This is a genomic window from Nonomuraea sp. NPDC049646 (assembly GCF_044465525.1).
Taxonomy (GTDB): domain Bacteria; phylum Actinomycetota; class Actinomycetes; order Streptosporangiales; family Streptosporangiaceae; genus Nonomuraea.
On sequence record NZ_JBITLU010000013.1, the window covers coordinates 22,680 to 35,981 of the forward strand.

The 13,302-nt window shown below is 73.0% G+C and carries 16 protein-coding genes; 10 read left to right on the forward strand and 6 right to left on the reverse strand.

What is annotated here, in order from left to right; translation table 11 throughout:
* Positions 1 to 20: 20 nt before the first annotated feature.
* Together ACIBQ8_RS33770 and ACIBQ8_RS33775 are read right to left on the reverse strand one after the other, a co-directional pair.
* A complete protein-coding gene (locus tag ACIBQ8_RS33770) occupies positions 21 to 293 on the reverse strand; it encodes a DUF6461 domain-containing protein (protein ID WP_397174865.1) in 273 nt (90 codons plus the stop codon).
* Positions 275 to 787 carry a hypothetical protein gene (locus ACIBQ8_RS33775; protein WP_397193969.1) on the reverse strand — a complete coding sequence of 171 codons (513 nt, stop codon included), beginning with the start codon at positions 785 to 787 and terminating at the stop codon, positions 275 to 277. Before ACIBQ8_RS33775 ends, ACIBQ8_RS33770 begins: the two co-directional genes overlap by 19 nt.
* Before the next feature lie 332 nt (positions 788 to 1,119).
* On the opposite strand from ACIBQ8_RS33775, the gene ACIBQ8_RS33780 reads away from it, so the two are divergent.
* On the forward strand, positions 1,120 to 2,397 hold the full coding sequence (locus tag ACIBQ8_RS33780) for a cytochrome P450 (RefSeq protein WP_397193970.1): 1,278 nt from the start codon (positions 1,120 to 1,122) through the stop codon (positions 2,395 to 2,397).
* Positions 2,398 to 2,416: 19 nt separating this feature from the next.
* Here ACIBQ8_RS33780 and ACIBQ8_RS33785 read toward each other — a convergent pair whose 3' ends face one another.
* Positions 2,417 to 3,193: a MerR family transcriptional regulator gene (locus ACIBQ8_RS33785; protein WP_397193971.1), complete on the reverse strand. Its 777-nt coding sequence runs from the start codon at positions 3,191 to 3,193 to the stop codon at positions 2,417 to 2,419.
* A 269-nt stretch (positions 3,194 to 3,462) separates the two neighbouring features.
* On the opposite strand from ACIBQ8_RS33785, the gene ACIBQ8_RS33790 reads away from it, so the two are divergent.
* Together ACIBQ8_RS33790 and ACIBQ8_RS33795 are read left to right on the forward strand one after the other, a co-directional pair.
* On the forward strand, positions 3,463 to 4,695 hold the full coding sequence (locus ACIBQ8_RS33790) for a serine hydrolase domain-containing protein (protein ID WP_397193972.1): 1,233 nt from the start codon (positions 3,463 to 3,465) through the stop codon (positions 4,693 to 4,695).
* A 64-nt stretch (positions 4,696 to 4,759) separates the two neighbouring features.
* On the forward strand, positions 4,760 to 5,458 hold the full coding sequence (locus ACIBQ8_RS33795) for a TetR/AcrR family transcriptional regulator (RefSeq protein ID WP_397193973.1): 699 nt from the start codon (positions 4,760 to 4,762) through the stop codon (positions 5,456 to 5,458).
* Here ACIBQ8_RS33795 and ACIBQ8_RS33800 read toward each other — a convergent pair.
* A complete protein-coding gene (locus ACIBQ8_RS33800; RefSeq protein ID WP_397193974.1) occupies positions 5,439 to 6,224 on the reverse strand; it encodes an alpha/beta hydrolase family protein in 786 nt (261 codons plus the stop codon). The genes ACIBQ8_RS33795 and ACIBQ8_RS33800 overlap by 20 nt on opposite strands.
* A 157-nt stretch (positions 6,225 to 6,381) precedes the next feature.
* Between ACIBQ8_RS33800 and ACIBQ8_RS33805 the strand changes: the two genes are divergently transcribed.
* The 3 genes from ACIBQ8_RS33805 (at position 6,382) to ACIBQ8_RS33815 (ending at position 8,004) form a co-directional block, all read left to right on the forward strand.
* Entirely contained in the window at positions 6,382 to 7,320 is a 939-nt protein-coding gene (locus ACIBQ8_RS33805) for a prephenate dehydrogenase/arogenate dehydrogenase family protein (RefSeq protein WP_397193975.1), read from the forward strand.
* A gap of 124 nt (positions 7,321 to 7,444) precedes the next feature.
* Positions 7,445 to 7,687: a phosphopantetheine-binding protein gene (locus ACIBQ8_RS33810; protein WP_397193976.1), complete on the forward strand. Its 243-nt coding sequence runs from the start codon at positions 7,445 to 7,447 to the stop codon at positions 7,685 to 7,687.
* Between the two features lie 53 nt (positions 7,688 to 7,740).
* Positions 7,741 to 8,004, forward strand: a complete 264-nt coding sequence (locus ACIBQ8_RS33815; protein ID WP_364338564.1) for a phosphopantetheine-binding protein — start codon at positions 7,741 to 7,743, stop codon at positions 8,002 to 8,004.
* A 146-nt stretch (positions 8,005 to 8,150) separates the two neighbouring features.
* Here the strand turns inward: ACIBQ8_RS33815 and ACIBQ8_RS33820 are convergent, their stop codons facing one another.
* Positions 8,151 to 9,053, reverse strand: a complete 903-nt coding sequence (locus tag ACIBQ8_RS33820; RefSeq protein ID WP_397193977.1) for an S-methyl-5'-thioadenosine phosphorylase — start codon at positions 9,051 to 9,053, stop codon at positions 8,151 to 8,153.
* A 333-nt stretch (positions 9,054 to 9,386) separates the two neighbouring features.
* Here ACIBQ8_RS33820 and metK point away from each other — a divergent pair, with 333 nt between their 5' ends.
* The 4 genes from metK to ACIBQ8_RS33840 all read left to right on the forward strand — a co-directional run bounded on the left by metK (position 9,387) and on the right by ACIBQ8_RS33840 (position 12,628).
* Positions 9,387 to 10,574, forward strand: coding sequence for a methionine adenosyltransferase (gene metK / locus ACIBQ8_RS33825; RefSeq protein WP_397174590.1), 1,188 nt, complete (start codon positions 9,387 to 9,389; stop codon positions 10,572 to 10,574).
* Positions 10,575 to 10,726: 152 nt separating this feature from the next.
* Entirely contained in the window at positions 10,727 to 11,374 is a 648-nt protein-coding gene (locus ACIBQ8_RS33830) for an isochorismatase family protein (RefSeq protein ID WP_397174592.1), read from the forward strand.
* A gap of 145 nt (positions 11,375 to 11,519) precedes the next feature.
* Positions 11,520 to 12,077, forward strand: coding sequence for a hypothetical protein (locus ACIBQ8_RS33835; RefSeq protein ID WP_397174593.1), 558 nt, complete (start codon positions 11,520 to 11,522; stop codon positions 12,075 to 12,077).
* Positions 12,074 to 12,628: a hypothetical protein gene (locus tag ACIBQ8_RS33840; protein WP_397174595.1), complete on the forward strand. Its 555-nt coding sequence runs from the start codon at positions 12,074 to 12,076 to the stop codon at positions 12,626 to 12,628. The genes ACIBQ8_RS33835 and ACIBQ8_RS33840 overlap by 4 nt, the downstream gene beginning before the upstream one ends.
* On the opposite strand, the gene ACIBQ8_RS33845 is transcribed toward ACIBQ8_RS33840, so the two are convergent.
* A complete protein-coding gene (locus ACIBQ8_RS33845) occupies positions 12,572 to 13,297 on the reverse strand; it encodes an alpha/beta fold hydrolase (RefSeq protein WP_397174597.1) in 726 nt (241 codons plus the stop codon). The genes ACIBQ8_RS33840 and ACIBQ8_RS33845 overlap by 57 nt on opposite strands.
* Positions 13,298 to 13,302: the final 5 nt, after the last annotated feature.

Genomic DNA, 13,302 nt, shown 5'->3' on the forward strand with positions numbered 1-13,302 from the left:
ACGGAAGGTGGTCAAGGTGATCAGTAAGCCGGAATGGCGGCGCCGAGAATGGGGCCGCGAAGGTGCTCTGGGGTGATCAGGACGCCGGTGAGCCGGCCGGCGATCGCCAGGGCGGCTGGTATGGGGTTGTCGATGTGGTCGTCGGCGATCGGATCAATGCCCAGTTCGCGGAGGTGGCGATTCAGCCGGTCGGGATCCGGGCCATGCCGGTCAATGGGAAAGCGCGGTTGATGTCGGCATCGGGCCTGACCGGAAACCTCCTGAAGCCGGGACGTCAGCCCGCGCCGCGCCAGTAGGCGAGGTGCGCGCTCGTGCTCTTGACCACCCGAGGAACGGACTCAGGCTCCGGCCGGATCTGCAGCAGATAACGATCTTCCGCTTCCGACTCCTCGTCCATGTTCACGGCGTGATAGCGCAACCGATACCACCCTGGCCCCGAGGGCAGTTCGGGTAGTTCGTGAACGCCTTCGCCTCCCCACTCGCACAGCGAGAGCCGTCCGGCCTCCGAGTGAAAGCTGATCTCCACAATGTCCTCATATCCGTCGGTGTCGGCTCCCGGGTCTTGGTCGGCCACGGTCACCGAGAAGTCAAGGGTGCCCGTGTGTGTGCTCGTGAGCAGGAGAGCCGCGCCGTCCTCCACGCGAATGATTCCGACGGGGTGGTCGGGATGGTCATCGGCGAAGGTGGCGTAGCCAGGGTTGTCGTCAGTGTCATCAACGAGATATGCCTGCGCGTAGGAAACCCAGAGGCCGAACGAGATGGTGCGAGTAGCGGTCACGGTCGGCAAGAGTATGATCTTGTACTGACATTTCCGACCGATGCGGACGACTCGCCGTCCGCCGGTGCCACCACCAGCGCACGGCCGCCGGGGTCGGACGTCATCATTCTCTGGCCGGACCTCCCGCTGTACGCGCCTACTGGCATCTCCGATGGCCTGCTGCCGGGTCCGCTGACACCTCCTGTGTCGTACTGACATCTGCGAGCGCGCCGGACAACGGCGGTGACGTTCTTGGTGGTGGGTTGACGTATCAAATGAATGCTTTTTTAATTCGGGGGAGGGTGGGATTCACCTCAGATCGACTCCGACCGGTTCATCGACGTCAGGGATGGAGCTGCGAGATGACCGTGGACGACCGCTTCGGCCCCCAGTTGGAAGAGGCGCGCAGGAACCGGCTGCGCGGCACCGTCAGCGTCAGCGAGATCGTCACTGAGCCGGTCTCCGACTGGGCCACCGACTTCTCCCACGTCGACCCCCAGTGGGCCGCGGATCCGTACCCCATCCAGGACGACCTGCGGCGGCGTTGCCCGATCGCGCACACCGAGCGGTTCGGCGGGGTGTGGCTGCCCACCCGGTACGAGGACGTCGCCGCCATCGCCTACGACACCGAGCGCTTCTCCTCCCGGGCCATCGTCGTCAGCAACGTCAAGCCGCCCCGGGAGCTCGCGCCGGTGGGCGGGGTCCCGCCGATCTCGTCCGATCCGCCCTTCCACCACGACGCCCGCAAGTTACTGCTGCCCGCCTTCACCAAGACGGCGGTCGCCAGGCGGGAGGCGAGCACCAGGGCGTTGTGTCACGAGCTGATCGACGGCCTGGAAGGGCGGGAGGTCGTGGACGCGGCCCGCGAGTACGCCCAGTACATCCCGATGCGGGTGATCGCCGACATGCTCGGCTTCCCGCCCGAGGACGCCGGCCGGTTCCAGCGGTTCGTGGAGAACGCCCTGGAAAGCGTGAACGAGCCCACCGAGACACGGATGGAGCACATCGCCGAGCTGTCGTCCTATCTGGTCGAGCAGATCCACGACCACCTGGCCCACCCGCGGGACGACCTCACGACCTACCTGCTCGGCGCCGAGCTCAACGGCGCGAAGCTGGACCCCGTCCACGTCGTCGGGACGATGACGCTGCTGCTCATCGCGGGCATCGACACCACCTGGAGCGCGATCGGGGCGTCCCTGTGGCACCTGGCCAAGACCCCCGCCGACCGCGAACGCCTGGTCGCCGAACCCGCCCTCCTGCCCACCGCCATGGAGGAGTTCCTGCGCGCCTACGCCCCCGTCACCATGGCCCGCCTCGTCAAGAACGACATGCACTGGAACGGCGTCGACATGAAAGCCGACGACTGGGTCCTGCTCTCCTTCCCCGCCGCCAACCGCGACCCCGCCCACTTCGACCACCCCGCCGACATCCGCATCGACCGCGAGGTCAACCGCCACGCCGCCTTCGGACTCGGCATCCACCGCTGCGTCGGCTCCCACCTGGCCCGCATGGAACTACGCACCGCCCTCGACGTCTGGCTCCAGCGCATCCCCGCCTTCACCCTCGCCGACCCGGGCGCCGTCACCTGGGCCGCCAGTCAGGTGCGGGGTCCTCGCACCCTGCCCCTGCGCATCGGCTGACCGCCCCCGACCGCCGGCGTCACCGGCGGGGGAGGTCGATGCCGGACGCTCGCAGCTCCGCCTCGACCAGGGCGTTCAGCCGGGCGATGGACGGTTCCCGGCCCTCGCCGTGCTGGTTGACCAGCGCGTAGCGGGCGGCGGCGTCGGAACGGTTCCAGAACGCGTCGGGCATCGCCCGCAGCTCCGGGCCGGCCAGCAGCTTGGCGGCCAGGGCGGAGGCCAGCTCCTCGATGCGCGGGTCGTCCGGGTGCCAGGTCCTGGCCTCCAGGGCGCGCCTGGTCAGCTCGACGTGCTCGGGGTCGTCCAGTGAGTGTTCGAGCCGGGTCAGGAAGCTGTCGAAGATCGCCGGCATCAGCGCCCTGGTCAGAACCATGGCCTCGCGCTGGGTGGACACGTAGTCAGGGCCGAAGCCGAGGGCGGCCAGCCGGTCCAGGACGGCGCAGGCCCGGTCGGGCAGCAGGACCCGGTCGCCGTGGGCCAGGCGGTGCAGCGTGTCGCGGCGCGCGGTCAGGTCCTCGATGCGCTCGGTCAGCCGGCGGCGGACGTCGTCCAGGGCGGCGGCGAACGGCTCGGGATCGGCGTCGAGCAGGTCGCCGATCTCGGCCAGCGGCACGCCGGCCGCGGCGAGGGTCCGGACCCGGACCAGCCGGACCAGGTCGGCCGACCGGTAACGCCGGTAGCCGGAGCCGTCGCGTTCGGGCTCGGCGACCAAGCCCAGCCGATGGTAGTGCCGCACGGTCTTGACGGTGACGCCGGCGAAGGCCGCCGTCTGGCCGATCGTGAGCCCGTCCGTCATCGGCTCGGCGCGGTTGCGGACGGCGGGCGGACGCGCGCGGCTCGCCGGTCGGCGAGCGGCGCGCCCGGGTACGGGGTGTGGGGCTTCACAGGGCCGAGGGTAGCGCGCACGGCGTGGGCCCGACGCCCGTGGTCGCGGCGGGGTTGACCTTGACCTTGGGGCAGGGTCCAGGCTCGTCGCACGGCCACCTCGAAGAAGCCCGGTGGCCCCGTCCACCACGCCTTTCAGCCGTGCGGACGACGACCACCACGAAAGAGGGACGACCCGCCATGACGATCGAGAACGACAACGGCTTCTCCGGAGCGGGGCTGCGCCGGCTGCGCGAGGTGCTGACCCGGCACGTGGAGTCCAAGCGGATCCCCGGGCTGGTCGCCCTGGTCGGACGGGGTGAGGAGACGCACGTCGAGGCGATCGGGACCATGCGCCACGACGGCGGCGCGCCGATGAGCCGGGACACGATCTTCCGGATGGCGTCCACGTCCAAGCCGGTCACGATGGCGGCGGCGATGGTCCTGCTGGACGAGTGCCGGCTGCGGCTGGACGACCCGGTCGATCCGTGGCTGCCCGAACTGGCCGACCGGCGGGTGCTGCGGCGTCCCGACGGCCCGCTGGAGGACACCGTGCCGGCGCGCCGGCCGATCACCGTACGGGACCTGCTGACCTCCACGTTCGGCCTCGGCGTGGACTTCACGCTGCTGGACTCCCCGATCAGGGCCGCCACCTTCGAGCGGACCGACTACAGCGTGGCCTCCGGGCCGGCGCCGCACCCGGACGAGTGGATGCGCCGCCTCGGCGAGCTGCCGCTGTCGTACCAGCCGGGGGAGCGGTGGCAGTACGACCTCAGCAACGAGGTGGTCGGCGTGCTCGTGGCCAGGGTCACCGGCCGGCCCCTGGAGGCGTTCCTGCGCGAACGCGTCCTGGACCCGCTGGGGATGAAGGACACAGCCTTCCACGTGCCCGCCGCGAAGATCGACCGGCTGCCGCCCCTGTACGGGCCCGACCCGGCGACCGGCGAGTTCCTGGTGTGGGACGCGGCGGAGGGCGGCAGAACCGCCCGGCCGCCGGCGTTCCAGGGCGCAGGCGGCGGCCTGGTCTCCACCGTGGACGACTACCACGCCTACTTCCGGATGCTGCTGAACCACGGCGTGCACGACGGCGAGCGGATCCTGTCCAGGCCCGCGGTCGAGCTGATGACCACCAACCGCCTCACCCCGGCGCAACAGGCCGCCCGGGACGCCATGTACGGGAACATCGTCCACGTGTCCGGCGGCCAGGGGCTCCAGGGCGGCTGGGGCTTCGGGATGGCGGTGCGCACCCGCCGCGGCGACTACGCCTCCGCCGGCCAGTTCGGCTGGGACGGCGGGACCGGCACCACCGCCTACGCCGACCCGGCCAGACGGCTCACCGGGATCCTGCTCACTCAGGTCGGGATGTCCACCCCGGACTCGATGCGGCTCATCAACGACTTCTGGACCACGCTCTACCAGGCCCTCGACGACTGATCGGCGCGGGCGGGGGATCCGGTCGATGGTCACGTCCCGGGTGGGCGGGCTGTTTAATGCTGCCATGGGCCGAATCGCCGGCGTCACCGCCGCCGAGACTCGTGAACGGTTGCTGCGCGCCGCCGCGGAGGCGTTCGCCGAACGCGGGTACGACGGCACCCGCGTCGCCGACATCGCCGCCGCGGCCGGGGTGAGCAACGGCGCGCTGTACGCGCACTTCGGCTCCAAGGCCGAGCTGCTGGTGGCGGCGCTGCGCGCGCACGGGCGGCGGGGGCTGGCCGACCTGTTCGCCGCCGACCCCGACCGGCCCGTCCCCGACCTGCTGCTGGAGATCGGACGCTGGCTGCCGCAGCGGCGCGACGCGCGCGGCTACCTCATCGTCGAGGCCCTCGTCGCCGCCCGCCGGGACGAGGACGTCGCCCGGCCCATGCGCGACTACGTCGGCGAGCGCGCCGGGTCGATGGCCGCGCTGGCCCGCCTCGCCCAGGATCGGGGCGAGCTGGACCCGGCGCTGTCGCCCGCCGCGCTGGCCCACTTCTGCCTGCTGCTGTCCATGGGCAGCGCCCTGGTCACGCCCGACCTGCACGCCGTCGGCGACGAGGAGTGGGCCGCCCTGCTCGCCCGCGTCGTCGGCGCCCTCACGCCCGAACCGTCCTGCTCGTCCGAGCCGTCCTGCTCGTCCGAGCCGTCCTGCTCGTCCGGGGCGTCCCGCTCGGCTGGGGCGTCCGGATCGGGCGGGGCGCTCAGGCCCGAGCCGTCCTGACAGCGCTGCGCCCCGCCGCGGCCTCGATGGCCGCGGTGATCAGGGGCCAGGTGCTCGACAAGGGGTCGATCAGGCTGAAGTGGCCGGCGTCCGACGGCTCGATCAGCACCGCCGACGGCTCGGCCGCCGCCGTGCGGCGGCTCATCGACACCGGCAGCACGCGGTCCTTGACCCCGTGCACCAGCACCAGCGGGCCCCGGTCGTAGGGCAGCAGGCGCGCCGGGTCCACCTCGTCCAGCAGGTCGGCGCGGTCGTGCAGCAGGGCGCGGGCCGCGCCGCCGCCGAGCCCGGCCGTGAACGCCTCGCCCAGGTCGCAGACGGCGGCCAGCCCCACCACGCCGCTGACCGCCGGCTCGCCGTGCCAGCGGGAGCCGGGCGGCAGCCGGTGCCGCAGCGCCGACCAGAGCGCGAGGTGACCGCCCGCCGAATGGCCCACCAGCAGCACCCCGGACGGGCATTCCGCCCGGACGACGTCGAGCGCGGCGGCCACGTCGTCGAACGTGCCCGGGTGGCCGCCGCCGTCCTGGCCCACCCTGCGGTACTCGGGCAGCCAGACCGGATGGCCGAGCGCGGCCAGGGCGACGGCCATCGGACGGGCGTGCCGCCGGTCGTACTCGGCCATCCAGTAGCCGCCGTGCAGCAGGACGAGGGGCGCGCGGCCGGCGCCGTCGTAGACGTCGATCACCTGGTCGGGGTGGCGGTCGCCGTAGCGCAGCACGCGGTCGGGCGGGCGTACCGGGCGGGACAGCAGGTCTTGGTAGGACATGTCGTGATCGTAGGAGCGCGTCCAGGGGCTTGACCTGGGGTTGCGCTGGCAGGAACGTGCCGCGGGGCGGCAGCAAGAAGACGGCCGGCGTACCGCCGCCGGGCGCCTCGCGCCGCGACCATGGGGGAGTGACGTCCGAGGGAAGCGAGGTTCGGCCATGTCCCCAATCCGCCGTGTCGTGGTGATCGGCTGTGGGTTGATCGGCACGTCCGTGGCGTGCGCGCTGCGGCGGGCGGGCGTCCGGGTCGAGCTGGCCGACCACGACCCGTGGGCGCTGGCGCAGGCCGCGCGGATGGGCGCGGGCACCGCGCTGCGGGCCGGGGCCGGGCCGGCCGACGTCGTCGTGATCGCCACGCCGCCCTCGTCGGTGGCCGCCGTCCTGCGCGAGGCGCAGGCCCGCGGGCTGGGACGGGTCTACACGGACGTGGCCAGCGCCAAGACGCGGATCCTCGCCGAGGCCGGGCGCGGCGGTTGCGACCTGTCCTGCTACGTGCCCGGCCATCCGATGGCCGGGCGGGAGGTGTCGGGGCCGGGGGCCGCGCGGGCGGGCCTGTTCGAGGGCAGGACGTGGGCGTTGTGCCCGCACCCGGCGCTGTCGCCGCGCGCGCTGGGCACGGTGGCGGCGCTGGCGACCGCGTGCGGGGCCGAGGTGCGGCTGCTCGCGCCGGACGTCCACGACCGGGCCGCGGCGGCCGTGTCGCACCTGCCGCTCGTCCTGTCGGCCGCGCTCGCCGCCCGGTTCGCGACCGCCGACCAGGATGGCCCCGCCGGACCGGCCCAGGACACGGACGCGCACGCGGGCGGGGACGGGGACGGGGACGCGGGCGGTCTGTCGCTGGCCGCCGGGGCGTTGCGGGACGTGACGCGGGTGGCCGGCAGCCCCGCGGGCATGTGGCGGGACATCCTGGCGCACAACGCGACCCCGGTGGCCGACCTGCTGGACGAGCTGACCCGCGACCTGAGCCGCGTCGCCGCCGCCCTGCGCGCCGCCGACGACGGCCCGGTGGCCGAGGTGCTGGCCAGGGGGAACGAGGGGCACGCGCGCATTGTCCGGGCGCTGTCGCGCACGCGGGAGGCGGAACGGGCCGCGTCCTGACCTGGCGGCGCGGACGGGACGGCCCGCGCGGGCGAACGGCCCCGAGTGCGCACGTCAGGACAAGCGCCCGCCGCCCCCGCGGCTTATGGTCCCCCCAAGGGAGCCTCACGGGAGGACGCGCGACGTGGACCCGGCGGACGTCGACAGGCACGTCACCGACATCTGGAACGCCGTGCTCGGCGCCGGCCCGGACGAGGCCGGCGCCACCTTCGGCGAGCTCGGCGGCACGGCGCTGGCCGCGCTGCGGATGGCCGCCAGGATCGAGGACCGGCTCGGAGTGGCCGTCGAACCGGCCGTCCTGCTGTGCGACGGGACGCTCGACGCGCTGCTCGGCCAGGTCAGGGCCAGGGCATCCTCGGAGATGTAGCCGCCGCGGCGCCGTTGCGACAATCACCAGCAGACCTTGAGAAGGGACGGCCCATGACCGGCGGACGCAGCCTCGCCGAGCTTCGCGAGAAGGTCGGCGACATCTGGAACGAGGTGCTCGACGTGCCCGAGGGACTGGAGGCGGCGACGTTCTCCGACCTGGAAGGGGAGTTCGCGGCCGCGGCGCGGCTGGTCGGGCGGATCAAGGAGGAGCTGGGCATCGCCATCGACGTCGGGGACGTCTTCGACGCGGACCCGAACCTGGAGGCGCTGGTCGAACGCGTCGCCCTGGACGCGCACGTGCCGATGGCGGTGTAGGCCCCGCGATCACACCCGGGTTCCCGAGGGGACCCGGGTTTCCCGTGCCTCGACGAGCCGCGAGCGGTTCAGGCGGCTCGGGCGGCTCGGGGCTCGGGGCGGCTTCAGGTGGTTCAGGCGGCTCGGGGCGACTTCAGGCGGGCGCTTCAGGCGGGCAGGGGGCCGAGGTGGCCGGCGTCGGCGGGCAGGGCGGCGTCCTCCAGGGCCCGCGCGCAGCCGCACGTACGGGTGCGCGGCAGCCGGGACACGGCCGCCAGCACCAGCGCCCGCAACCGGTCCAGCCCCTCGTGGAAGATCCTGAACAGCTCGTCGCGCCGCGCGCCGGAGCCCACGCCGAGCCCGGCGTCCAGGTCCGTCACCAGCGCGACCGGCACGTAGCACAGGGCCAGCTCGCGGGCGAGCGCCGCCTCCGGGCAGGCCGTCATGTCGAGCAGCGACCACCCCTGCGCGGCGTACCACTGCGCCTCGGCCCGGCTGGACAGGCGCGGGCCCTCGACCGCCACGGTCGTCCCGCCGTCCACGCAGTCCTGGCCGGTCGCCGCCGCGGCGTCGAGCACCGTCTCGCGGCCCACCGGGCAGTACGGGTCGGCGAACGGCACGTGCACCGCCGCGTCGTCGAAGTACGTCCGGACGCGTCCGCAGGTCCGGTCCACGAGCTGGTCGGGCACCACCATCACGCCCGGCCCCAGCTCGGGCCGGAGCGAGCCGACCGCGCACGGCGCGAGGATCTGGCGCACGCCGACCGAGTGCAGCGCCCACAGGTTGGCCCGGTAGTTGATCCGGTGCGGCGGCCGGCGGTGGTCGGGCCCGTGCCGGGGCAGGAAGGCGACCGTGCGGCCGCGCACCCGGGCCAGCGAGATCGGCGCCGACGGCTCGCCGTACGGGGTGGTGAGCGCGACCTCCCGGGCCCCGTCGGCGACCGAGGAGAACCCGCTCCCGCCGATGATCCCGATCTCCGCGCCGATTCCGTTCATGATCAGCCTTTCGTCGCCGGTGCGGCCGGGACCCGGCGTAGGTGATCCGCCCGGCGGGAAGAGCCGTCCGGGCATCAGGAGCATCGTGGCCTCCCGGCGCGTCCGGGGCATCTCCTGGATTGCCCGACCGGCCCCGACGCCGCACAGGGAAAGAAATCGCCGCGCCCGGCCGTGGTTATTGTCGAAGGCGAACCTTCGTCGCGCAGGTCATCGAACAAGAATGCTCGACGCGAAATCTTGGATGATCTGTGTCCGGGAAATTCGAGTAGTTTTCCCGCCGCCAAGATGTGGAGCCGTTCCATGCCCAAAGTGATTCGGGTGCCGAGGCCGAAGAAACCGCGTACCCCCGTGACCGCACTCGACCTGCGCACCCCCGCCGGGCGCCGGCTGCCCTACTAGGAGGCATCGGTGTCACGTCGTTTGTTCACCTCAGAATCGGTCACCGAAGGCCACCCCGACAAGATCGCCGACCGGATCAGCGACGGCATCCTGGACGCCCTGCTGGCCAAGGACCCCGGCAGCCGGGTCGCGGTCGAGACGCTGATCACCACGGGCATGGTGCACGTCGCGGGCGAGGTCACCACGCAGACGTACGTGGACATCCCCGGCCTGGTCAGGGAGACGATCCTGCAGATCGGCTACGACGCCTCCCAGAAGGGCTTCGACGGCGCCTCCTGCGGCGTGTCGGTGTCGATCGGCACCCAGTCGCCCGACATCGCCCGCGGCGTGGACGACGCCTACGAGCACCGCGGCGAGGCCGCCGCCGACGAGCTGGACCGGCAGGGCGCCGGCGACCAGGGCCTGATGTTCGGCTACGCGTGCGAGGAGACGCCCGAGCTGATGCCGCTGCCGATCATGCTGGCCCACCGGCTGGCCCGGCGGCTGGCCGAGGTCCGCAGGTCCGGGACGGTGCCGTACCTGAGGCCGGACGGCAAGACGCAGGTCACCGTCGAGTACGAGGGCGACCGGCCGGTCCGCCTGGACACCGTCGTGCTGTCCACCCAGCACGCCGCGCACGTCGACCTGGCCGACATGCTGACCCCCGACGTCACGCGCGAGGTCGTCGAGCCGGTGCTGGCCGAGGCGGGGATCGACACCGCCGGCCACCGGCTGCTGGTCAACCCGACGGGCCGGTTCGAGGTCGGCGGCCCGATGGGCGACGCGGGCCTGACCGGACGCAAGATCATCATCGACACGTACGGCGGCATGGCCCGGCACGGCGGCGGCGCGTTCTCCGGCAAGGACCCCTCCAAGGTGGACCGGTCGGGCGCCTACGCCATGCGCTGGGTGGCCAAGAACGTGGTGGCCGCGGGGCTGGCCGGGCGGTGCGAGGTGCAGGTGGCGTACGCGATCGGCAAGGCGCGGCCGGTGGGCCTGTTCGTGGAGTGCTTCGGCACCGAACGGGTGCCCAGGGAGCGCATCCACGACGCCGTGCGCGAGGTGTTCGACCTGCGGCCGGCCGCGATCATCCGGGACCTGGACCTGCTGCGTCCCGTCTACGCGGGCACCTCCGCCTACGGGCATTTCGGCCGCGACGAGTTCACCTGGGAGCGGGTGAACCGGACGGAGGAACTGCGGGCGGCGGCCGGGCTCTGACCATGGGCCGGGCACGCTGCCCGGAAAAAGGAAAATGGCTGGAAACGGCGGCGGGAAGTCAGCTTCCTGCCGCCGTTCCGCATTTCGGGGGACGCCGTGGCGGCACATCATGGAAACAGCCTCAAAAAGCTGCGAGAAATTCGGAGGTCGCCGTGCCGGTCGTTTCAGAGATCGAGCCCTACCCGATGCCGGACGCCGCCGAGCTGCCGCCCGCCGCGGTCACCTGGACGCCCGACCCGCGCCGTGCCGTCCTGCTGCTGGTCGATCTGCAGCACGCCTGCCTCGACCTCTTCCCGCCCGGCGAGGCGCCGCTCACCGACCTGGTGCGCAACGTGACGGCGCTGCGCGAGCTGTGCGCGCGCCTCGGCGTGCCCGTCGCCTACGCGGCCCAGCCGGGCCTGCTGACAGGTGAGCAGCAGGGGCTGGCCAGGGACTTCTGGCGGCGCAGCGACCGGCTGGAGCCCGCCCGGCGCGGCTTCCCCGAGCCGATGGCGCCCGGACCGGGCGACTGGATCTTCACCCGGCGGCGCTACAGCGCCTTCCACGAGACCACCCTGCTGTGGTGGCTGCGCGAGTCGGGACGCGACCAGCTCCTCATCGCCGGCGTCTACGCTCACATCGGCGTCCTGACCACCGCGCTGGACGCCTTCACCCACGACATCCAGCCGTACGTGGTGGCCGACGCCGTCGCCGACCTCAGCGCCGCCGACCACCGGCAGGCGCTCGGCTACGTCGCCGGCCGCTGCGGCGTCACCCTGACGACCAAGCAACTGCTCGCCGGCCTGCCGCGCAATTTGTGAGTTGTCAGGCGCGGGGTCACAACGGACACTGAACTCGCGATCTCCCGGAGCAGGCGCAACCGAAGGGGACCGAAGAGCATTCGCCGGCGACCTCGCCGTGCCGGGACGACGCGTGACCGACGATCCCGGAAGCCGAGGTTCCCGCATGGCCACCCACACGGTGTCGACGTCCGGCGGCCTGTTGAGCGCGCTCAACACCCGCTACCACAAGCCCGCCCTCACCCTCTACCTCGTCGTCGTGCTCGCCCACTGGGCCGAGCACGTCGCCCAGGCCATCCAGGTCTACGTGCTGGGCTGGCCGCTGAAGGAGGCGCGCGGCGTCCTCGGCATGCCCTTCCCCTGGCTGGTCAGCTCCGAGTGGATGCACTACGGCTACGCGCTGCTGATGCTCGTCGGCCTGCTGATGCTGCGCTCCGGCTTCACCGGCAGGTCACGCACGTGGTGGAACATCTCCCTGGGCATCCAGGTCTGGCACCACCTGGAGCACCTGCTGCTGCTCCTCCAGGCGCTCACCGGGAACAACCTGATGGGCCGTCCGGTGCCGACGAGCATCATCCAGCTCCTCGTCCCGCGCATGGAGCTGCACCTGTTCTACAACGGGCTGGTCTTCGTGCCCATGGTGGTGGCCATGCTCCTGCACCGCAGCCCTCGTCCGTCCGAGCGGGCGGAGATGCGCTGCGCCTGCGCGGTGGCGCCGGCGTGATGGCGCGCTCCGGGCGCCGCGGGGTCTCCCCGGCCTTCTCCTTCGCGCTCAGCCTGGTGGCGGGCTTCCTGCTGTTCCTGACCGTGCCGAACCTCGGCACGGTCGTCCGCGCCGCCCGCGCCGACGGCGTGCCCGGGGTGTTCGTGCCGCGCACGCTGGCGTGCATCACGCATCCGGGGCACGAGTCCTGCGTCTGGACGGGCGACTTCCGCTCCGACGACGGCGCCACCGGCCGGACGGGCGTCGAGTTGTACGGCAGCGACCGCTACACCCACCGGGCAGGGCAGCCGGTCCGCGCGGTGGACATCGGCTCCGGCGGCCGCGTCTACGGGCCGGACGGGTCGAACGAGTGGGTCTTCAGCGCCCTGCTCCTGGCCGTGGCGCTGGGCCTGCTGTGGTTCCTGCACGCCGGCTCGCTGCGGCGGCTGCTTCCCGCGTCCTCGCGGCCCGGGCTAGCACCGGGTCCCGAGGCCGCCGGCTCAGCGGCGGCCGGCTCAGCGGCGGCCGGCGACGGCGTCGGACAGCAGAGCGCTGAGCGGGCCGGGCGCTGAGACCATCGGCCAGCAGCCGGTGTCCAGGGTGTGGAAGTCCCAGGACGGCGCCGCGCGCAGCGCGGACACGTCGGGCGACAGACTGCCCTGGAAGTGGTCCAGGTCGCACACCACGTAGCTGGCCCGCTGGCGCTCCAGCGGCGTGCTGAGCACGGCGGCCTCGGCCACGGCGCGGCCGGGGTGGCCGACGAACCGGGCGGCCAGCCAGCGCGCCTGCGCCGCCGTGAGGCCCTGTCCCTCGGCCACCAGGGTGTGGTCGGGGGCGGGCCAGCGGCCCCCGCCCGACTCGATCAGGCGCAGCTCCTGCTCCCGCTGCCGGTCGGGGAAGGCGTGCAGCATCGAACGGCCGTCGTGCGGCAGGAACGCCTCGACGTAGACGGTGTGGGCGACGCGGCCCGGCGCCCGGTCGGCGACCTGACCGGCCACCAGCCCCGAGTAGCTGTGCCCGACGAGCACGACGTCGCGCAGGCCCTCGTTCTTCAGCAGGGTCAGCACCTCGTCCACGTGCGTCTGCAGGCCGACGCCGGCGACGTCGTCGCGCGGCCCGGACAGGCCGCGCAGGGTGACGGCGCGGGCGTCGTGCCCGAGCAGGCGCAGCCGCCGGACGACGGGCTCCCAGATCCACGCGCCCGACCAGGAGCCCGGCAGGAGGAGGAAGGTCCTTCGCATCTGGA

Excerpts from the sequence above, each read along its gene's own strand:
- ACIBQ8_RS33835 (WP_397174593.1), top strand. The coding sequence starts at position 11,520 with ATGGCCACCCACACGGTGTCGACGTCCGGCGGCCTGTTGAGCGCGCTC.
- ACIBQ8_RS33800 (WP_397193974.1), bottom strand. The coding sequence starts at position 6,224 with ATGTCCTACCAAGACCTGCTGTCCCGCCCGGTACGCCCGCCCGACCGC.
- ACIBQ8_RS33815 (WP_364338564.1), top strand. The coding sequence starts at position 7,741 with ATGACCGGCGGACGCAGCCTCGCCGAGCTTCGCGAGAAGGTCGGCGAC.
- ACIBQ8_RS33845 (WP_397174597.1), bottom strand. The coding sequence starts at position 13,297 with ATGCGAAGGACCTTCCTCCTCCTGCCGGGCTCCTGGTCGGGCGCGTGG.
- ACIBQ8_RS33780 (WP_397193970.1), top strand. The coding sequence starts at position 1,120 with ATGACCGTGGACGACCGCTTCGGCCCCCAGTTGGAAGAGGCGCGCAGG.
- ACIBQ8_RS33820 (WP_397193977.1), bottom strand. The coding sequence starts at position 9,053 with ATGCCCGGACGGCTCTTCCCGCCGGGCGGATCACCTACGCCGGGTCCC.
- ACIBQ8_RS33805 (WP_397193975.1), top strand. The coding sequence starts at position 6,382 with ATGTCCCCAATCCGCCGTGTCGTGGTGATCGGCTGTGGGTTGATCGGC.
- ACIBQ8_RS33785 (WP_397193971.1), bottom strand. The coding sequence starts at position 3,193 with ATGACGGACGGGCTCACGATCGGCCAGACGGCGGCCTTCGCCGGCGTC.
- ACIBQ8_RS33790 (WP_397193972.1), top strand. The coding sequence starts at position 3,463 with ATGACGATCGAGAACGACAACGGCTTCTCCGGAGCGGGGCTGCGCCGG.
- ACIBQ8_RS33795 (WP_397193973.1), top strand. The coding sequence starts at position 4,760 with ATGGGCCGAATCGCCGGCGTCACCGCCGCCGAGACTCGTGAACGGTTG.